General features: G+C 65.7%; 17 protein-coding genes. 10 read left to right on the top strand and 7 right to left on the bottom strand.

Translation table 11 applies throughout. From position 1 onward, the window contains the following. The first annotated feature begins 5 nt into the window (after window positions 1–5). From QO011_RS00085 to QO011_RS00065, 5 genes are all read left to right on the top strand, one after another. Window positions 6–1,544, top strand: a complete 1,539-nt coding sequence (locus tag QO011_RS00085) for an ABC transporter substrate-binding protein (protein ID WP_307266118.1) — start codon at window positions 6–8, stop codon at window positions 1,542–1,544. A 472-nt stretch (window positions 1,545–2,016) separates the two neighbouring features. Then, complete coding sequence (locus tag QO011_RS00080; RefSeq protein WP_307266116.1) at window positions 2,017–2,940, top strand: ABC transporter permease; 924 nt, start codon at window positions 2,017–2,019, stop codon at window positions 2,938–2,940. Beyond that, window positions 2,937–3,791: an ABC transporter permease gene (locus QO011_RS00075; protein WP_307266114.1), complete on the top strand. Its 855-nt coding sequence runs from the start codon at window positions 2,937–2,939 to the stop codon at window positions 3,789–3,791. The genes QO011_RS00080 and QO011_RS00075 overlap by 4 nt, the downstream gene beginning before the upstream one ends. Next, the gene (locus QO011_RS00070) at window positions 3,792–4,781 is read left to right on the top strand and encodes an ABC transporter ATP-binding protein (RefSeq protein ID WP_307266113.1); all 990 of its coding nucleotides are present in this window, start codon (window positions 3,792–3,794) and stop codon (window positions 4,779–4,781) included. It abuts the gene before it with no gap. Next, on the top strand, window positions 4,774–5,622 hold the full coding sequence (locus tag QO011_RS00065) for an ATP-binding cassette domain-containing protein (RefSeq protein WP_307266110.1): 849 nt from the start codon (window positions 4,774–4,776) through the stop codon (window positions 5,620–5,622). Before QO011_RS00070 ends, QO011_RS00065 begins: the two co-directional genes overlap by 8 nt. Before the next feature lie 159 nt (window positions 5,623–5,781). On the opposite strand, the gene QO011_RS00060 is transcribed toward QO011_RS00065, so the two are convergent. Continuing rightward, window positions 5,782–6,276, bottom strand: a complete 495-nt coding sequence (locus QO011_RS00060; protein WP_307269161.1) for a VOC family protein — start codon at window positions 6,274–6,276, stop codon at window positions 5,782–5,784. 17 nt (window positions 6,277–6,293) lie between these two features. Next, on the bottom strand, window positions 6,294–6,725 hold the full coding sequence (locus tag QO011_RS00055) for a 4-oxalocrotonate tautomerase (RefSeq protein WP_307266108.1): 432 nt from the start codon (window positions 6,723–6,725) through the stop codon (window positions 6,294–6,296). Between the two features lie 142 nt (window positions 6,726–6,867). On the opposite strand from QO011_RS00055, the gene QO011_RS00050 reads away from it, so the two are divergent. Continuing rightward, on the top strand, window positions 6,868–7,455 hold the full coding sequence (locus QO011_RS00050; protein WP_307266105.1) for a TetR/AcrR family transcriptional regulator: 588 nt from the start codon (window positions 6,868–6,870) through the stop codon (window positions 7,453–7,455). A 95-nt stretch (window positions 7,456–7,550) separates the two neighbouring features. Next, the gene (locus tag QO011_RS00045) at window positions 7,551–8,876 is read left to right on the top strand and encodes a class I SAM-dependent methyltransferase (protein ID WP_307266102.1); all 1,326 of its coding nucleotides are present in this window, start codon (window positions 7,551–7,553) and stop codon (window positions 8,874–8,876) included. Here QO011_RS00045 and QO011_RS00040 read toward each other — a convergent pair. From QO011_RS00040 to QO011_RS00030, 3 genes are read right to left on the bottom strand one after another with little or no spacing between them, the layout of a single operon-like run. Next, entirely contained in the window at window positions 8,873–9,991 is a 1,119-nt protein-coding gene (locus QO011_RS00040) for a hypothetical protein (protein WP_307266098.1), read from the bottom strand. The genes QO011_RS00045 and QO011_RS00040 overlap by 4 nt on opposite strands. Then, window positions 9,984–10,637, bottom strand: coding sequence for a hypothetical protein (locus tag QO011_RS00035; protein WP_307266095.1), 654 nt, complete (start codon window positions 10,635–10,637; stop codon window positions 9,984–9,986). Before QO011_RS00035 ends, QO011_RS00040 begins: the two co-directional genes overlap by 8 nt. Next, complete coding sequence (locus QO011_RS00030; protein ID WP_307266090.1) at window positions 10,634–12,628, bottom strand: AAA family ATPase; 1,995 nt, start codon at window positions 12,626–12,628, stop codon at window positions 10,634–10,636. The genes QO011_RS00035 and QO011_RS00030 overlap by 4 nt, the downstream gene beginning before the upstream one ends. A 462-nt stretch (window positions 12,629–13,090) precedes the next feature. Between QO011_RS00030 and QO011_RS00025 the strand changes: the two genes are divergently transcribed. Next, a complete protein-coding gene (locus tag QO011_RS00025) occupies window positions 13,091–13,861 on the top strand; it encodes an AbiU2 domain-containing protein (RefSeq protein ID WP_307266087.1) in 771 nt (256 codons plus the stop codon). Window positions 13,862–14,185: 324 nt separating this feature from the next. Here QO011_RS00025 and QO011_RS00020 read toward each other — a convergent pair whose 3' ends face one another. After that, window positions 14,186–14,749 (bottom strand): M20/M25/M40 family metallo-hydrolase, encoded by a 564-nt coding sequence (locus QO011_RS00020; RefSeq protein WP_307266084.1) that lies wholly within the window; start codon window positions 14,747–14,749, stop codon window positions 14,186–14,188. 125 nt (window positions 14,750–14,874) lie between these two features. Further along, the gene (locus QO011_RS00015; RefSeq protein ID WP_307266081.1) at window positions 14,875–15,645 is read right to left on the bottom strand and encodes a glutamine amidotransferase; all 771 of its coding nucleotides are present in this window, start codon (window positions 15,643–15,645) and stop codon (window positions 14,875–14,877) included. 260 nt (window positions 15,646–15,905) lie between these two features. On the opposite strand from QO011_RS00015, the gene QO011_RS00010 reads away from it, so the two are divergent. Then, complete coding sequence (locus QO011_RS00010; RefSeq protein ID WP_307266078.1) at window positions 15,906–16,949, top strand: LacI family DNA-binding transcriptional regulator; 1,044 nt, start codon at window positions 15,906–15,908, stop codon at window positions 16,947–16,949. Between the two features lie 386 nt (window positions 16,950–17,335). Continuing rightward, window positions 17,336–18,502: an ROK family transcriptional regulator gene (locus tag QO011_RS00005; protein WP_307266075.1), complete on the top strand. Its 1,167-nt coding sequence runs from the start codon at window positions 17,336–17,338 to the stop codon at window positions 18,500–18,502. The last annotated feature ends 177 nt before the right edge of the window (window positions 18,503–18,679 follow it).

Below are 18,679 nucleotides of genomic sequence, written 5' to 3'. Positions count from 1 at the left end.
TCCACATGCAGACATCGTCCGTCACCAAGGCCGCGATCGGCCTCGCCGCGCTGCTGGCCGTGGCCGCGCCGGGGATCGCCCAGGCGCAGAAGCTGGTGGTCGCCCGCTCGGTCGACGCCGACAGCCTCGATCCGCAGAAGACCTCCAACACCCAGTCGCTGCAGGTCACCAACCTGATCTACGACACGCTGCTGACCATGGCCAAGGACGGCTCGGTCCATCCGGGCGTCGCCCAGTCCTGGTCGGTGTCGGCGGACGGCAAGAGCTACGGCTTCGTCATCCGCGACGGGCTGAAGTGCCATGACGGCACGCCGTTCGACGCGGCCGCCGCCAAGTTCAGCATCGACCGGGCGCTCGACGCCAAGACCGGCAACCCCAACAAGTCCGGCTTCGGCCCGATCACCGGCACCGCCGTCTCGGGCAGCACGCTGACGCTCACCCTGTCCGAGCCGTTCGGGCCGCTGCCCTCCTTCCTCACCGGCATCCAGTCCTCGCTGGTCTGCCCGTCGGCGGTTTCCGGCGACAGCTTCAAGCCGATCGGCACCGGCCCGTTCAAGGTCGTCGGCTGGACACGCAACGACCGCATCAGCCTCGCCGCCAACGAGGATTACAAGAACGTCAACCCGATGGTCGCCAATCCCGGCGCGCCGCATGTCAAGGCGCTGGAGATCGCCGTCATCCCCGAGGCGGTGGCGCGCATGGCGGCGCTGCGCTCGGGCGAGGTGCAGATGGCCGAACCCTCGCTGGAGGAAGCGGCCGACCTCGGCAAGGACCCGGCGTTCAAGGTGTACGAAGCCAACCTCTCCGGCCAGCAGGCCTTCGTCGCCTTCACCTGGAAGATCAAGCCGCTCGACAATCCCGACGTGCGCCGCGCCATCGCCATGGCGCTCAACCGCGACGCTTATGCCGAGATCGGCTTCAACGGCCTGGTCAAGATCGGCGAGTGCCCGCAGGCGCCGAACCTCTTTGCCAGCGACCAGGCGCTCTGCGCCGGCTGGGGCGTCAAGTACGACCCCGACGCGGCCAAGGCGCTGCTGGCCAAGGCCGGCTACGGGCCCGAGCACCCGCTCAAGGTGACGCTCGCCGTGCACAAGCTGCCGGGCTGGGACCAGATGCACCAGATCATGCAGCAGGACCTCGCCGCCATCGGCGTCGAGGCCGAGATCGACACCCGCGAGGTCGCCGCCTTCTTCGACCACATGAAGGGCGAGAACCAGCGCACCGACGGCAAGCCTGTCGTATGGACCATGGGCTTCTCCGGCGTCGACCCCGACTATCTCTCGCTGGTGTGGAAGCGGCCCGGCTTCGTCAACATGGGCGTCAACGCCGAGCTCGACGCCATGCTCGACGAGCAGCGCCGGCTGAGCGGGGATGCCCGCGCCGAGAAGCTGCACGCCATCGACAAGTACCTGCTCGAGAACACCTACGCCGTGCCGCTGGTGTCGCCGGGCTGGGGCTGGCTGATGGCCTCGTCGGCGAAGGTGGAAGGCTTCCAGCTCGGCTACATGGTGTCGATGCTGTTCAACGACGTGACGGTGAAGTGAGGGGGAGGGGGCATCGTCGGGTGAGACGCAGCCGCCGCAGTATCGAGCTCGACGCTACGGCCTTCCCTCCCCCTTGCGGGGAGGGATAAAGGGTGGGGGTCGTGCAGAATGGGGTGGTTCGGTTTGCGAAGGGCGCTTTGTGACGAGTGTGGCGCCCTATCCCGATGGACCCCCACCCCTTACCCCTCCCCACAAGGGGGAGGGGAGGGGCCGGCGTCGTGCTTGCAGCTTTGAGGCCTCGGCCCAGAGAGAGTGGCAACGTCGGGTGAGACGCCGCCGTTGCCGGATCGAACCCGACGCTACGGCCTTCCCTCCCCCTTGCGGGGAGGGATAAAGGGTGGGGGTCGGTGACATAGGGCTCGCCCTGTCCTGATGGACCCCCATCCCTCACCCTTCCCACAAGGGGGAAGGGAGCGGCCGGCGCCGCGCCTGCAGCCTGTTCCACCTGTTCCCGAGGATACCCCGACACCCCATGCTCCTCCTGATCGGAAAGCGCGCAGCGGCCGGCTTTGCCACCGTTCTCGCCATCATCGTCCTCTCGGGCCTGCTCGTGCACCTCGTGCCCGGCGACCCCGTCACGGCGATGATGGCGGAATCGGCCGATGCCACCCCCGAGCTGATGGCGGCGATGCGGGCGCGGCTCGGGCTCGACCTGCCGGTGTGGCAGCAGGTCGGGCTCTACCTCCTGAACGCCCTGCAGGGCGATTTCGGCGTCACCATCCGTGGCGGCGAGCCGGTGCTCGGGCTGCTGCTCGCCCGCCTGCCCAACACCTTCCTGCTCGCGGCCTCGGGCCTCGCCGTCGCGCTCCTCATCGGCATGCCGCTCGGTTTCGTCGCGGCGCTGAACCGCGGGCGGGCGACCGACCGGGCGGTGATGCTGATCGCGGTGCTCGGCGTCTCCGTCCCGAGCTTCTGGCTCGGCCTGATCCTGCTGCAGGTGTTCTCGCTGCATCTGGCCTGGCTGCCGGTGGCGGGCTCGGGCTGGCTCAACCTGATCCTGCCGGCCCTGACCCTCGGCCTCACCTATTCCGCCCTGGTGGCGCGGATGACGCGCTCGACCCTGGTCGACATCCTGGCCGAGGACTATATCCGCACGGCCCGGGCCCGGGGCCTCAGGGCGCGCCAGGTGCTGCTCGTGCATGCGCTGCGCCCGGCCCTGATCAGCATCGTCACCGTGGTCGGCCTGGTCTTCGCCTATCTCATGGGCGGGCAGGTGGTGATCGAGAACGTCTTCAGTTGGAACGGCATCGGGCGTCTCGCGGTGCAGGCGATGCTGCAGCGCGACTATCCCATGATCCAGGGCTTCATCATCGTCTTCGCCGTCTCGGTCGTTGTCGTCTCGATGGCGCTCGACATCCTCTACGGCGTGCTCGACCCGCGCACGAGGGCGCGATGAGCGAGGCGCCCGCGATCCTCCCCGCGCGGCGGCGCCGGCGTCCCGGCTGGCCGGTGCTGCTCGGCGCGGCGCTGCTGGCCCTGGTGGTCGCCGCCGCGCTGCTGGCGCCCGTCATCGCCCCGTTCGACCCCGCGCGCATGGCCGCCGGCCCGCGCCTCGCCCCGCCCTCGGCCGCCCACTGGTTCGGCACCGACGAGTTCGGCCGCGACCTCCTCAGCCGCGTGCTGCACGGCGCCCGCCTCTCCACCGGCATCGGCCTCGTCGCCGTCGTGCTCGGCCTCACCACCGGCGGCACGGCCGGGCTGCTCGCCGCCTTCGGCGCGCGCTGGGTGCAGGCCGGGGTGCTGCGCGTCGTCGACGTGCTCTATTCCTTCCCCGACACGCTGATCGCCCTGGCGCTGGTCGCCTTCCTCGGGCCGGGCCTCGGCAATGCCACGCTCGCCATCGCCATCAGCCTGGTGCCGTTCTATGCCCGCGTCGCCTATGGCCTGGCCATCGTCGAGCGCAACAAGCCCTATATCGAGGCGGCGCGTCTCGGCGGCGTCGGCCCCGGCCGGATCCTCGCGGTGCACGTGCTGCCGAACATTGCGCAGACCCTTGTTGTCATGGGCACGCTCGGCTTCTCCTCCGCCATCCTCTCGGCCGCCGGCCTGTCCTTCCTCGGCCTCGGCGTGCAGCCGCCGGCGCCGGAATGGGGCGCGATCCTGGCCAGCGGCCGCAACTACATCGCCAAGGCGCCGTGGATCCTGGTGTTCCCGGGCCTGGCCATCTGCCTCACCGTCCTCTCCTTCAACCTGCTCGGCGACAGCATCCGCGACCTGCTCGACCCGCGCCAGCGCGGCCGGCGCTAGATGAGCCAGCCACTCCTCTCCGTCCGCGACCTCGATGTCGAGATCGAGACCGACACCGGCCCGGCGCTGGCCGTCGCCGGCGTCGGCTTCGACCTCCATCCCGGCGAGATGCTGGCCCTGGTCGGCGAATCCGGCTGCGGCAAGAGTATGACGGCGCTCGCCTTGATGCAGCTGTTGCCCCGGCCGCCGGCCCGGGTGACGCGCGGCACGATCCGCATCGAAGGCGTCGATGCGCTCGCCCTCGACGCCCGCGGCCTCGAAGACCTGCGCGGCCGGCGCATCGGCATGATCTTCCAGGAGCCGATGACCTCGCTCAACCCGGTGCTGACCATCGAGCGGCAGATGACCGAGGGCCTGGTGCGCCATTTCGGCCTGTCGGCGCGCGAAGCCCGGGCCCGGGCCGAGGCGGCGCTGGCCGATGTCCGCATCGTCGACCCCGCCGACGTCATGCGCCGCCACCCGCACCAGCTCTCCGGCGGCATGCGCCAGCGGGTGATGATCGCCGCCGCCATCGCCCTGGAGCCCGCCGTGCTGATCGCCGACGAGCCGACCACGGCGCTCGACGTCACCGTCCAGGCCCAGGTGCTCGACCTCCTCGCCGGCCTGCGCGACCGCGGCTCGGCCGTCCTCATGATCACCCACGACCTCGGCGTGGTGGCCGAGACCGCCGACCGGGTGGCGGTGATGTATGCCGGCCGCATCGTCGAGACCGCTGACGTGGCGGTGGTGCTCGGCAACCCGGCCCACCCCTATGCCCAGGGCCTGCTGGCCTCGCATCTCACCCCGCGGGCCGAGCCCCGCGCGCCCGGCAGCTTCCCGCCGCCGCTGCCGGTCATCCCGGGCACGGTGCCGCCGCTCGGCCGGCGCCCCGGCGGCTGCGCCTTCCGCGACCGCTGCCCGCGCGCGATTCCCCGCTGCGCCGAGGCGCCGCCGCTGGTCGAGGTCGGCCCCGGCCATGCCGCCGCCTGCTGGAGGCCGTTCCATGGCTGAGGCGCCGCTGCTCGAGATCCGCGAGGTGTCGCGGCGCTTCGCCCCGGCGCTGCTGGCGGTCGACGGCGTCTCCCTCACCCTGGGGCGCGGCGAGACCGTCGGCATCGTCGGCGAGAGCGGCTCGGGCAAGTCGACCCTCGGCCGCATGGTCGTCGGCCTGGACCGACCGACCGGCGGCCGCATCCTGATGCACGGCCAGGACCTCGCCGCCGGCCGCGGCAAGCCCCGGCGGGCGCAGATGGTGTTCCAGGACCCCTATTCCTCGCTGAACCCGCGCATGAATGTCGGCCGGCAGGTCGGCGAGTCCCTGCGCGCCCTCGGCCAGTCCCGCGCCGAGATCGCCGAGACCGTCGCCGACCTCTTCGCCAAGGTGGGCCTGCGGCCGGCGCAGGCGAGCCTCTATCCCCACGAATTCTCCGGCGGCCAGCGCCAGCGCATCGCCATCGCCCGCGCCCTGGCCCCGAGCCCCGAGCTCGTCGTCGCCGACGAGCCGGTCTCGGCCCTCGACGTCTCGGTGCAGGCGCAGATCCTCAACCTGATGATCGACATCCAGCGCGAGGCGGGCCTGGCCTACCTCTTCATCGCCCACGACATCGCCGTGGTGGCGCATATCAGCCACCGCGTGGTGGTGATGTATCGCGGCCGCGTGGTCGAGCGCGGGCTGACGCATGAGGTGGTGGGGGACGCGCGGCATCCCTACACCAGGGCGCTGCTGGAAGCGGTGCCCCGGTTCGGCCGGCGGCGGCATCTGGGGGGTGAGGCGCCGCAGGCGGTTCCGCCGCCGGGGCCGGGCGAGATGCGCGCGGTGTCGGAGACGCACGCCTATTGGGCGGCGGGGTGAGTCCGAGAGCGAAGGGCGCAGAGGCGAGCCAATGTCCCGCAAAGGAGACCCCGCGACCCGCCCATTGAGGCCGCACCCTCAGCCCCAGCCGTCATGGACGGGCTTGTCCCGTCCATCCACGCGAACACCGGCGGGAGTCGAGAAGGACGCCGACTGATGTCATGCCGGATATGGACTGATGTCGCGTTCGCGTGGATGGACGGGACAAGCCCGTCCATGACGCCAGAGGTCGCGCCCTTCAGCCCAGCCGCCCCCCGCCCTACCCCTCCCAGTTACCATCCACTGCACCCCGAACCGGTCCGTCACCTTGCCATAGCACCCGCTCCACGGCTGCACCCCCAGCGGCGTCGTCACCCGCCCGCCCTCCGCCAGCGCCGCGAACAGCCGCTCCGTCCGCTCCCTCTCCCGCACCATCAGGAGATGCGCCGAGCCCCGCATCGGCTCGGCATCGTCATTGTCGGAGGCGAAGAACACCACCCCCGGCCCCTCGAACCGCGCATGCAGCACCTTGCCGCGCATCGCCTCGTTCGCGAGCGGCCGGCCGTCCTCGCCATGCCGCCGGAGCTCGGCCACCACGCCCAGCCCGCACCCGGCATAGAACGCCAGCGCCGCCTCGCAACCCGTGGCGAAGAACAGGCAGTTGGCGAGCCGCACCGCCGGCCTCGCCGCGCTCACGCCGCTGCCGCGCCGGCCCGGGCGACCTCGGCGGCTATCTCCGCGTTCGTCATCGCCCTGCCGCCGAAATTCCAGGCGCCGTCCACCGCGTGGACGACATTGATGAAGATCCGCTCCCGCGGCTGCCGCCCGCCGGACATGTCGTGGATGATGCCGGTCGCCTCCTCGAAATAGCCCTGCTGCACCGCCCGGTCCGCAAAGGCGAAGGACGGCACCTTCCACTCGACGAAGGCGATCGGCGCCTCGTCCTGGCCGACGAAGCTGCGGCCGCGCTCCAGCACATGCAGCGAGCCGACGACATTGGCCGCCATCAGCGCGTTATCGGCAAGGCCGTGCCAGCGCAGCATGGCCTCGGCCAGGCGCCTGTAGGCGAGCGTCTCCTGGCCCGCGGGCAGGACGCCCTCGGTCAGCGTGAGGGTGAGGGGCATGGATGTCTCCCTGTGACGTGTGGCCCAGCGCCGTTGCGGCGCCGGGCGCGATCGCCATATAACGATCGTTATGTCATTCGTAGAATAACGGTCGTTATGTTGTCAAGCCTGAGATAACGATCGTCATGCCAAGGAGAGCGCGATGCGATACGGCCCGGCCCACAAGCAGGAAGCGCACAGCCGAATCCTCTCCGCGGCGGGGCGGGGCTTCCGGCGCCTGGGCTATGGCGGCATCGGCGTCGACGGCCTGGCCAAGGAGGCCGGCGTCACCTCGGGCGCCTTCTACGGCCATTTCCCCTCCAAGGCCGAGGCCTTCCGCGCCGCCGCGGTCGCCGGCCTCGTCGAGCTGCGCGAGGGCATCAAGCACCTGCGCGCCACGCAGGGCGAGGCCTGGCTGGCGGCCTTCGCCGAGTTCTACATGAGCGTCCGCCGCACCTGCGACCTCGGCGAGAGCTGCGCCCTGCAGAGCCTCAGCCCCGAGGTGGCGCGCGCCGATCAGGAGACCAAGGCGGCGTACGAGGCGGAGATGGTGCGGGTGGCGGATGCTGTGGCGGAGGGGCTGGGCGGTGGGACGTTGGAGGCGCGGCGTGGGAGGGCGTGGGCGATCCTGGCGATGCTGTCGGGGGGCGTGACGCTGGCGCGGTCGGCGGTGGATGCGGGGCTGGCGGAGGCGATTGCTGGGGGGGTGAAGGGGGCGGTGCTGGCGTTGGCGGGGGGCACCCACGGATAGGAGCCGTCGATCCCCACGTGGCAGGCTGGCGCACGCGTGCCAGTGCCTGTACACATGGTCGAGTGATTCTGAAATCTTAACCTCTTATTAATCGAATGCTTGAACTTCGTGTCAACTCTGTTTTGGCAAATATCTCCGCAAATGGGGATGAGAATTTGCCAGCTACATTTGAAAGTTGGGTAAGATCACGTAGTCTTCGAACGTTGGGGACAAATGCGGGATCCGATGCGCTCGCCTTCCAAGGATGGCGACGCTTCAAGGAAGCTTTCGCCCCTGAGCTTATCGCTCGAGCTGTTCGCGAGTGCGATCGACCTGTCGTACGTTGTTTCGATCCGTTCGGCGGATCTGGGACCACAGCTCTGGCGTGCCAGTTTCTCGGTGTAGATCCTGTTACGATTGAGGTGAATCCATACCTTGCAGACCTTATTGAGGCAAAATTGTCGGAGTATAGTCTGGATTCTCTAGCGAAAGATGCTGGCAATGTGATCGATCTTGCTCGCAATGCCGAAGCAAACAATAATAGTTTAAAACTGATATGTGGACCAAGAACTCTCGTTGAGCCCGGCGTTGACGGAAAATGGGTGTTTGATAAAGCTGTTGCTGATAACATATTTAATCTACTTAATAGTATTAATTCTGTTAACGATGAAAATAATAGGCGTTTATTCAAAATAATACTTGGAGGTCAACTTTCTGACCTTTCAAACGTGCGCATCAGTGGCAAGGGAAGAAGATACCGCGGTGGTTGGCGTAGCCGTCCGGTTGCAGCGGATCGGGTTTTCTCGGCTTTCGTCGAGTCGCTTACGCACGCTGTACACGACATCGCCTTGCATAGGAATCGCGCCAGCAAGTGCTACGATCTTCGGCGTGGCGACGCGCGGCGTCTTGTGCGCGACATTGAGCCGGTTGACTTAGTGGTGTTTTCTCCACCGTACCCGAATTCGTTCGACTACACCGATGTATATAATCTTGAACTCTGGATGCTCGGCTATCTCCAAGAGTCAATCGACAATGTGAACCTCCGCCATGCAACGCTGACATCTCACGTCCAGCTTCGGCGCCTATATCCGGCCGCTCCGACTGTATCAACGCTGCTAACGAACGTGCTTGAAAGACTTGAAGGGAGGCGCTCCGAGCTATGGCACCGCGATATTCCCGCGATGGTGGGGGGGTACTTTGCTGATTTGACAGAGATTCTTTCGAATTTGCAAAGTAAACTCAACCCAGGGGGGCGAATTTACATGATTGTTGGTGACAGTCAATATGCAGGAGTGCCGATCCCAGTCGCTGAGATTCTCGTCGAATTAGCTAAAAATCTTGGCTTTGAGGTCCTCGATACTGAGGCCTCGCGTTCAATGCGGGCGTCGGCTCAACAGGGTGGTGCCGCCATCCTTCCTGAAACTTTGCTCGTGTTGACCTAAGATCCTTCATCAATCGATGGGCCGGGTAGGAGGTGTGCCCTCAGGGCCGCGACATTCGGGAACAAGGGCCAACGCCTGACCGCGACGGACTCGCTGGCAGCGAGAGGCCGAATGTGGTCGAGACAACTCTCGCCTCGTTGGCTCGCGTGAGGACGCATGTCGTAACAGCCAAGCAAAGCGATGCGGGATGCACTAGGCGGACGACGGTAAGACGCCGCTTGCCGAACCCCACTTTCTACATGATCCTTGATCGCTTGCGTGTCAGTAAATGGCGGAGTTCTGTTCCCCTCACCGAGCACCTTCAGCTCGATCACGGCATGGTTGACCACGATCGTCTCGTCCGTACTCGCCGGACCGGATAGGCGAATATCGAGCCGGCCGAGTGGTGTGTCCTCCTCCTCAACCGGCCGCAGGTGTGGAAGGCTGGCATGCAAGAAGCGGAAGAGTTCATTCTGGATCGCCTTTTCCGGCCGGACCACAGCTTTGAAAGTGTCCGCATCCTCCCAAAGTTTGGCGCACTTCCGTCCACCACCCGGCGCGCAGACTACGCCGTCGTAAAACCGAGCCAGGACACCATCCAGCGTAGGGAGGTCTAAATCGGCAAGAAAGAGAGGGTAGGAACTCACGTTCTCGGGATGCGCTAGACCGGTCTCGTAAAGACGCAGTTCAGGAATAGTTGCAGATGGATTCAATACGAGCGCCGGCATCAATCCGAGGCCGTCTTGGCCCTCGATCCAGTCGAAGATCGCACCGAGGTCGGTCGCAGGCAAGGGGGCCTTATGCGAAGCCCTCAGATTCGCTGGACACAGGAACACCGCTCCAGACAATGGATGTGAACCGTCATCTACATTTGGTACGTAACTCCAGCCGAGTGCCTTGCCAATGCGCCTCCATGCAGGCGTGATCAGAACCACAGTAGGTGCTGGGGGATCTGAAGCATGCCGATTGCGAACGCGTAACATGACAGTGCGAGCCATCGAACGGGCTGCGCGATCGATGTCGGACGCCTCGTCCAGTGGCTCCGGCAGGGCAGTCCAGGCAACACGAGCTGTTTCTGCTTGATCGTCGTTCGCCCATAGGCCCCGATCGACGCCTTCGGACATCATGTCAGGCACTCGCCATTCTCCGTTGAAGATGGCGGGCATAGAGGTGCAGTTTCTGAGCCGGCGTGGCCTTCCGTCCCTCGGGCATTACACGATCGAAAAAGCGAGCCGCATTTTCACTATAGTTAGCCTGCTTCCATTCGGCAAAATCGATAATTGCGCCGTCACCGAAGCGTTCATCCCCGTAGGTTGCATCCTCGGCAACGGCGTCGGCACGTTGATAGTCCGGAATGGACGCAAGGGCGAAGGCGAGCTCGCGGTAGAAGCCGAACAGCCGTTGTTCGTCCTGGAACGCACGAAGGGCCGTCGCGATGGTGATCGCGCCATTGTCCGCTATTGAAAATTTACCTTCCAGCCGCCATCGCCCGTCCTCATCCTCAACATGTCGGAGGCCTTCGATAGAAACAAGACCACGCCCCACTAGCGCATCGATGTCGTCTTGAAGCTCCGGATAGTAAGGTCCTCCGCGTCGGCGCAAAACCGATCGCTCTTGGGGCATGAGTTCCCATACGGGACTCAGTACATTGGCAAAATAAGCGAAGGCATGTAGCTCCAATACCGGCATCGGCGTGAGACCGGCATGTTCGGCGGCTTCTAAAAGCATCAGGATCCGTGCCTTGCGGACTACGGTTCGATCGGACGGAGCTGACACGGTCATGCTTCTGCCTGCCGGATACGATCCTCCAGAAAGATCTCGTAGCGGGCACCGTCCTCACGTACCGCTGCGTTGGCTGCCGCAATTTTAATGAGATCTACAACTCGCGATCGGGCCGATTGGCCATCTGGTCGCCCCTTGAGTAGTGCGGGAATCAGCTCTGGATTGGCGAGGTTTGATGTTACAACTACTCTGTTACCAACCGTCCCACCTTCGCGGGCGAAGCGAGCGAGTTGATTGCCGGCCCGCTCGGCGAACAAGAAATCGAGCGACGCTTCCGGGGTGTCCACGACCAATGTGGATGGTCCGTCACCGGACGCCACGGTCATTAGGGCCATGCGGAAAGCGAGATCGAGAAACTCGCGCTGCGACATAGACACCTGATCAGGTTCGGTTCGGGGCGTCTCCCCGCCCAGGGCGCCTCCGGAGATGGAGAGCTGAAACAGGCCGACCTCGAACTCACCTCCGGATTGTCCAATCCGGACATTGACTGGCTGAAATGCGATTTTGCAGCGCTCCTTGAGAAACTCGCCGGCGTAGCGGGCGAAGGCGGTAGCTACCTTGTTTTGCGATCTTGTGACCTGGCTCTGACTTTCACCGAGCGCCACCTCGAATGCCGATCGATGCCGCTCATACGAAAGCCGCTCGTCTTCAATTAAACGTCTTAACTCGCGATTTCGCTCGTCCAGATCATCCGCAGATCGGTCGGTGCTTGGGAGCTGCGAGCGCAGGCGGCGCACCATTTCTGTTGTCTGGGCTTTGCGATGCGCCAAATCAATCAGTGCCTCAAGCGATTGGCGCCGAAGCTCTTCGGAGCGCTTGATATTCCGGTCGTTGGACTCAATTTCCACCTCACTGGCGCGAATGCGCTCCTGAAGATCAAGGATTCGCTCGGCAGAAAGGTCGATCGGAGCGTCGTCGTCACCGGGGTGACGCTGCGTTCCGCAGACAACACACTCGTTCGCCATGAGACGCGCGGTTACCTGTGCGCCGAGGCCTGCGCGCCGCGTTTCGCACGCGAGGCAATGATCCTCACTAGCCAAGCGCGCGAGTACGTATATCGAGTTATCGTCAAGTGCACTGAATTTTTGGCTCAGCGCGTGAACTTTGATCCGCTCCAGTTCTCTGACGGCGCTGTCGCGTTCAAGAGCCGCATTTGCAGATCGCAAACGCGCCTCCTGTCGTATCGTTTCTTTCTGGGCGATCAAGCGATTGAGTTCGTCCTCTTCGACGCGCGTAGCATCAAGTGTAGTCTCTAGCACGGACAACTCGGTGCGAACACCCGTTACCGTAGTGAGCCGTGCGATCTCCTGATCATTCTCTTTGATGCGTCGGTTCAATACATTTCGCAGGTTTCGGTAAGCGCTGTCCGCGGACAGCATTTCATAACGGACGCGGGAAAGCTCAGTCGCACTGCCGGACGAAACGAATAGGGCGCGTAGAAGTTCTCGTTGCGCCGTCCGACCCCACACGAGCGCTCGCCGATCCTCAAGAAAAAATACGACATAGCGCAGAATGAGAAGAGTATCGAAAAAGCTTGCTGCCCCCATCAAATCCGTAATCTTGGCCTGAAATAGCCCTTCGTCAGTGCCTATACCGGTATCTGAATCTACGCTCAACTTCTGAATCGAGAGGTCTGAGAGCCGCCTTTGGATGATGAGAGAATGGCCGCCGATATCGACTTCAATTGTCGCCGTAGCATTCTCTGCCTTGTCCGCGACGCGCGGCGCGAACAGCGGTCGCGGGTTAAGTGGAACCGCTTCCGGCTCTACCTCACCAAGATCCCCATCCTGCGCGGGTCGCGGTAAGTCAAATGGTCCCGTGAGGCTACGGAGCATGATTGCGATCAACGTGCTCTTTCCGAGGCCGTTAACACCGGCGATCAGGGTCGGCCCTCTTTCGAACGCAATGTCGAGGCCGCTCTGACCTGCGATGCCAGGGTATAAGCCGTAATTCTCTACCCTTAGTCGCTTGAACACGGGAAACTTGATCAACCTGGTCCCTCACTCGGCTGTACGAGCGAGCCCCAACGTGGACATGAACGGTTGGACGGTCGCCGAATAAGTTCATTTTCCATGAAGTGCACGTAACTGTCCAACCCTGAGAAGCGGAATTTGTGGTAGAAATTATGTGCGAATAATCGAGACGCTCCGTGTTGCAATGGCGGCTTGGCGCGGGAAGCAGCCTCTTGCCACTTCGCTCGCGCTCAAGGATTGTCATCCACTCTCGCTTCGGGCTCACTGTCGCAGATGGAAGGGATTGAATTTCGGTCCGAACCCTATGGCGCTACTCAGTAAATCAGTCCCGTGTTCGAGTGCGCTGTCGTCAATGTGCGTGGGCGGTGAGCTGAAATGATGTGCTGGCCGAAGTAATAATTCTGTGAACGAGGCGAATTTCGGTCATGTTTCTTGATGTCATCAATATGAGATTTGCTTGAGCGAGCTGTAAATGTTGTCATGAACAAGAAAAAATCGTCGAAAAAACGGTCGATAATTAGTAAGAGTTATGCGGTGAGTCGCATCGACAAAATGCTTCCTTTGATTGTTGAAAATGTTCGAATCAGCATTCAATTAGAATCTATGTTGGAGACTGGGAATGAGGTCATAGGTGAAATTCGAGGTGGTGAGGCGAATGGTCCGCACTGGTATGGAGCTCATTGCTATAATACCGTTATCAATAGCGTAATTCTCAATTTTGCATTGAGTTTAGCAAAATTATTTGATCCTGGAACAAAGAGAATACATCCAAATAAACGTGATGTTGCCTCGATTCCATTACTCCTGCGGCTGATGAAGCAGAAAAGATGCCAGGCAGCGTTAGTTGCACGTTCACGCCAATGGACCTCAGAGATGGGAAGCATTGTGCAGCATCATGAAGCGATAGCTCAGCGAGAGATCGATGAGGCCCTGGCCGCCTACGCTAAGCTAACAAGGGCCCATAGCGGACGCGCCGCAGCAGCGACACTGAAGACCTTCCGGGATAAGAAATTAGCCCACAGTTTAATAGATCCTGCTCTCAAATCTCTTCCTCGATTTGAGCAACTCTTTTTTCTCCTGAACACGGCGATGGAAATAATTGCTCATGTGAGGCTCGCCGTTACGGGGCAGAATTGGCAACCAGAGGGTTTCCGGAAGGAGGCTCGACGCCAAGGGAAAGCTTTCTGGAGTCCCGCGATCAAGGCTGTCATCGAAGCTGAGAGGCAATTCGTGCGAGTGAGACTGGAGTAATTGGCCCGCTGCTTCGAATGTCACAAAGTTAAGTTGGATTGGCGATAGTCTCCGGAACGGTAATGGCAAGGCTGGGCCACCAGATGGCGCCCAACAGGATGATTTGCCTTTGTACGGCGAAGGCTGATTTGGCTCTTCGGCGATCGAGCGATGTCTGGCACACCGCAGTTTTCCATTGAGACCCGGGTGCGCGAGGGCTTCGAGCGTTGGTAACGGAGCGTCGGATTTCCATTTGCCAGCAAGTCCCTCGTGAGCCATGGCGAGGCCGGACGGCGCATCCTATCGATTGGGGCCAGCCCCAGAACATGCCGTGATCAGCCCCCCTCACCCACACCACCCCTCGATCGCCAGCGCGATCGCCTTTGTGCAATCCACCAGGTCCCGCACCGACACCTTCTCGTTCGGCTGGTGTGACTGCGCCGGGTCGCCCGGCCCGAAATTCACCGTCGGCGTCTGCCCCAGCCCGGTCGGCAGGCCCATGTCGCTATGGGCGCCGAAGCCTGACAGCGTTGGCGACAACCCCGCGGTCGCCACCGCCCCCTGGAACGCGGCGACGAAGGGGTGGTCCGGCGACACCTCGGCGCAGTCGGCGTCGAGGATCCATTCCATCCGGGCGGGGTGGGCCCTGAGATAGGGGGCGGCCTGGCAGATGGCCGCGACATGGGCCTCGACCTCGCGCTTGACGTGGCCGCCGAGGCCGAATTCGTCCTTCTCGTGCGGTAGGGACTGCACGTTGATGATGATCTTGGCCTTGCCGGCCATGGAGGAAGGGTGCTCGCCGGCCTTGATCTGGGTCGTGATGATCTGGTTCGGCAGGTCCATCAGCGGATGGGTCGTCTTGGGGGTGAACAGCCGGCCTCTGTTGAGGATACCAAGGCCGTCGAGCATCCGCGAGCTGGATGGCGTCGACCGGGCCGCTCCCGGATCGGGCAGCCGGTGTCAGCTCAGCATGGCCGCCGGTGCCGTCGAGGCAGGCCCTGCCGCTGCCACGGCGGAACCCGCCGCCCTCCGCCCTATCCCCCCGTCACCCACCCCAGCACGTTGCGCCACAGCCTGGCATACCCGTGCCAGGCGACGAACGGCGGCGGCAGCCAGTGGGGGCCGATGTCGGAGGTCCAGGCCAGGGTGCGGCCCTTGCCGTGGTGGCCGGTGACGAGCAGGGGGTGGCCGCCCTCCTCGGCGGGCAGGCGGGCCAGCACCTCGACGCCGGGGCCGTCCTTGAGCGTCACCTCGTTGGCGCCGAGCAGCAGCGGCCAGGGGCCGTCGAGGCCGGCGAGGATCGGGTGCGTGGGCTGCAGGATCTCGGCGGCGAAGCCCTCGGGGATCTCGATGCGGTCGTCAGTGGGCAGGCAGGCGACCGGCAGCGCCTGCTCCACCGGCGTGCCGCGCCAGCGCGCCCGGCCGTCGATGCCTTGGAAGCTCAAATAGCCACCGATCATGACGAGGCCGCCGCCGGCCGCGGTCCATTCGCGCAGGAGCTTCAGCCGGTTGGGCACCGGCTTGCCGTGCAGCCAGACATCGGGGTGCAGCAGCAGCGAATTGGCGCCGACATCGGAGAGGATGACGGCGTCGTAGCGCGCCAGCCCCTCCAGCGTGAAGGGCAGGGCCTCCACCGCCTCGTGCGCCGGCATGTGGGTCAGCGCGAAGTCGCTGTCCTTCAGGGCCGCGATCAGCGGCTCGGCGCCGGAATGGAAGGTGACGGAGCCGAACTGGTCGAAGCCCTTGTAATGCGTCGCGGCGCTGACCCAGGTCTCCCCGACCAGCAGCACCTGTTTCTTCTCCACGATCGACCTCCTCCACGGCGCGAGCCCGGTGCGCGAGGGACGAACCGTAGTATCGAAACGGTTCAATCGACAAGCCCCTTGTTTCGGCAGGCCGGGCATGACCGGCCCGAGAATCCGCGGCATTCGCGCTTGACCGGCCTGTCGAACCGTTTCAATGCTGCCAATACGCGTCCGTGGATCGTCCCGGGTGCAGCGGTGGAGGCGGTCGTGAAGCTTCGGCCAGGGGGATCGGGCGCGATGCGCACCGCGCCGCAGTCGAGATGAGCGGCCGCGCCTCGGCCCAGTCCCGCCCGGCCCGCGTCACCATCCGCGACGTGGCGCGGGTCGCCGGCGTGTCGATCGGCACGGTGAGCGCGGTCATCAACAGGGCCGGCCTGGTGGCGCCGGAGACGCTGCGGCATGTGCAGCGCTGCATCGCCGAGCTCGGCTTCGAGCCGAACGATGCCGCCCGCAGCCTCAAGCACGGGCGCGTCTCCTCGATCGGCTTCATCGCGCCCGACCTCGGCAACCCCTTCTTCGCCGCCATCGCCGAGGGCGTGCACCAGGCGCTGTTCGAGGCCGACGTGCTGCTGGTGCTGTGCCTGACCTGGGCCGACGCCGAGCGCGAGGCCTACTACGCCAAGGTGCTGCGCGGCCAGCGCCTCAGCGGGGTGATCTATCTCTCCGGCTCCGGCTTCCCCAGCCCGGCGCTGCAGCAGCTGGCCCAGCGCGGGCCGGTGGTGTTCGTCGACGAGCGCCTGCCGGGCATCGAGGCGCCCTTCGTCCAGGCCGCCAACCGGACCGGGGCGCGGGCGCTGGCCCGCCACGTCCTGGAGATGGGCCATCGCGACCTCGCCATCGTCGGCGGCCCGCCGAGGCTGTCGACCGGCGAGCAGCGCCTCGCCGGCTATCGCGAGGCCATCGCCGGCGCCGGGCTCGACCCGGACGCGGTGCGCATGGTCGCCGGCGACTATACCGAGGCCTCCGGCCATGCCGCGGCGCGCGCCCTGCTGGCGGGCCGGCCGCGCCCGACCGCGATCCTGTGCGCCAACGACCTCATGGCGATGGGGGTGATCCGCCATTGCCGCGAGGCCGGCCTGCGCATCCCCGAGGATGTCAGCCTCACCGGCTTCGACGACATCCCGTCCGCCGAGGGCCTCGACCCGCCGCTGACCACCGTGGCCCAGCCCGCCCGCGCCATGGGCCGGGCGGCGGCGCAGCTGCTGCTGCACCGCATCGGCGTCCTGGCCGAGCCGCCCGGCGAGACCGAATTCCCCACCGTCCCGCGCCTGCGCCGCTCGGTGGCGCCGCCGGGGCGGGGATAGGGCGGCGGAGGAACGCACCCCCAGGAACCATTGCCATCGCCGGATTGACGCGACGTTTGCGGTCCCCCTCCCCACAAGGGGGCGGGGAATTGCCGCCGGCGCGCCCCAAGCCGTCATCCGCGACCAGCCTTGCGCGCCACCCCGACTGTGCCGGGGCGCACGGCGCCTGGCAGCGCACCGGGTAAGCTCTCCATCACGACAGCGGCCATGGCTCGCGTCCTTCGCGAGCCCGGGATCGGGCATCGAGCAGTTGTGCCCGGACGTCAGTCTCGATGCCCGAGGAAGCCCCGCCTCACGGCGGGGCTTCTGTCGTGCGTGCCGAGCATGGCGCGTGCCGCGGGCCTGCCGTATCGTCCGGGGCATCTGTTGCCTGCCGAAAGACCCGCGTGAAACTCGTCCTGCCCCGTGAGACCGCCGCCGAGACGCCGCTGACCGAGAGTGCCCAGGCCGTGCTGCGCACCCTGGCGAGGATCGGGCCGACGACCCGGCCGCAGCTCAGCGCCCTGCTGTCCCTGTCCAAGCCGACCATGTCGGTGGCTGTGGCGGAGCTGATCGGCCAGGGCCTGGTGGCGCCCTCCGGCTCCACCCAGGGCGCCACCGGGCGGCGCGCCACCATCTACGGCCTCGGCTCCGGCGCCGGCCACGTCATCGGCGTCGACGCCGGCAGCACGCAGGTGAGGGCCCTGGCGCAGACGCTGGACGGGCGGCGCCTGGCCGAGGTGGAGGAGCGGCTCGCCCGCGGCCAGCGCCATGTCAGCCCGGCGATGAGCGCGGCCGTGCGGGCGGCGGCGGACCGGGTCTCGGCCGCGGTCGGCGGCGCCTTCGGGCCGCTGCGCGCCATCGCCGTCGCCCTGCCGGTGGTGGTCTCGGCCAACCGCCCGGAGATCACCCACAAGGGCGACATGGAGACGCTGCTCGAGGCCTTCGAGCCGGCCGCGCCGGTGCCGCTGATCCTGGAGAACAACGTCAACTGCGCCGCCCTCGCCGAGATGCACCACGGCGCGGCGCGCGAGCGCGGCTCCTTCGCCTATCTCCAGGTCGGCATCAAGATCGGCCTCGGCATCGTGCACGAGGGCCGGCTGTTCCGCGGCTTCCACGGTGCGGCCGGCGAGGTGGCGCGCGTGCCCTTCCCCTGGTCGGAGACGGAGATGCCCCGGCGCGAGGGCCTGGAGCACCATCTCGGCGCCGAGGCGCTGATGCGCCGCGTCGCCAGGGACTGGCCGGCGGTGGAGGGGCCGTGCCCGCGCGATGCCGCCGGCCTGTTCGAGCGCGCCGCCGCCGGCTCGCCCGCGGCCCAGCGCTGGGTGGAGCGCCACGCCGCCGATATCGGCCGGATGATCGTCGCCTGCGTCGGCATCCTCGACCCCGGCCTGGTGGTGCTCGGCGGCGGCGTCGGCCAGAACCCGGTGCTGGCGCGCGAGGCGCGCAAGGTGGTGAGCAGCCTGGTCTGGCCGACCGAGATCGTGACGAGCTCGCTCGGCAACCGCGGCACGGCGCTCGGCGCGGTCCAGCTCGCCGCGGACTATGCGCTCGAGGCGATCCTGGGGGGATGAGCGAAGAGCCGGCCGCAGCGTGATGGCGCCGGGCGTGCCTCGGCCGCCTCGACGGCAAGCTGGTCGGCCTTCAGGGTGAAGCCGCGAGAACCTCGACGTCATGGACCGACTGGATCGGTCCATCCACGCGCACGCGACGAAGACCATGTTGGGCGTCGCCGGCCCGACGCTCTTTGC

It is taken from the genome of Labrys wisconsinensis (assembly GCF_030814995.1).
Taxonomy (GTDB): domain Bacteria; phylum Pseudomonadota; class Alphaproteobacteria; order Rhizobiales; family Labraceae; genus Labrys; species Labrys wisconsinensis.
The sequence above is the reverse complement of the archived record's forward strand: the minus strand, read 5'-3'. Positions and strand labels throughout refer to the sequence as shown.

Bases quoted from the DNA above. Each gene is read 5' to 3' on its own strand.
- QO011_RS00080 (WP_307266116.1), top strand. From the start codon at position 2,017: ATGCTCCTCCTGATCGGAAAGCGCGCAGCGGCCGGCTTTGCCACCGTT.
- QO011_RS00050 (WP_307266105.1), top strand. From the start codon at position 6,868: ATGCGATACGGCCCGGCCCACAAGCAGGAAGCGCACAGCCGAATCCTC.
- QO011_RS00055 (WP_307266108.1), bottom strand. From the start codon at position 6,725: ATGCCCCTCACCCTCACGCTGACCGAGGGCGTCCTGCCCGCGGGCCAG.
- QO011_RS00065 (WP_307266110.1), top strand. From the start codon at position 4,774: ATGGCTGAGGCGCCGCTGCTCGAGATCCGCGAGGTGTCGCGGCGCTTC.
- QO011_RS00020 (WP_307266084.1), bottom strand. From the start codon at position 14,749: ATGCTCGACGGCCTTGGTATCCTCAACAGAGGCCGGCTGTTCACCCCC.
- QO011_RS00075 (WP_307266114.1), top strand. From the start codon at position 2,937: ATGAGCGAGGCGCCCGCGATCCTCCCCGCGCGGCGGCGCCGGCGTCCC.
- QO011_RS00010 (WP_307266078.1), top strand. From the start codon at position 15,906: ATGAGCGGCCGCGCCTCGGCCCAGTCCCGCCCGGCCCGCGTCACCATC.
- QO011_RS00025 (WP_307266087.1), top strand. From the start codon at position 13,091: ATGAACAAGAAAAAATCGTCGAAAAAACGGTCGATAATTAGTAAGAGT.
- QO011_RS00045 (WP_307266102.1), top strand. From the start codon at position 7,551: ATGCTTGAACTTCGTGTCAACTCTGTTTTGGCAAATATCTCCGCAAAT.
- QO011_RS00035 (WP_307266095.1), bottom strand. From the start codon at position 10,637: ATGACCGTGTCAGCTCCGTCCGATCGAACCGTAGTCCGCAAGGCACGG.
- QO011_RS00085 (WP_307266118.1), top strand. From the start codon at position 6: ATGCAGACATCGTCCGTCACCAAGGCCGCGATCGGCCTCGCCGCGCTG.
- QO011_RS00070 (WP_307266113.1), top strand. From the start codon at position 3,792: ATGAGCCAGCCACTCCTCTCCGTCCGCGACCTCGATGTCGAGATCGAG.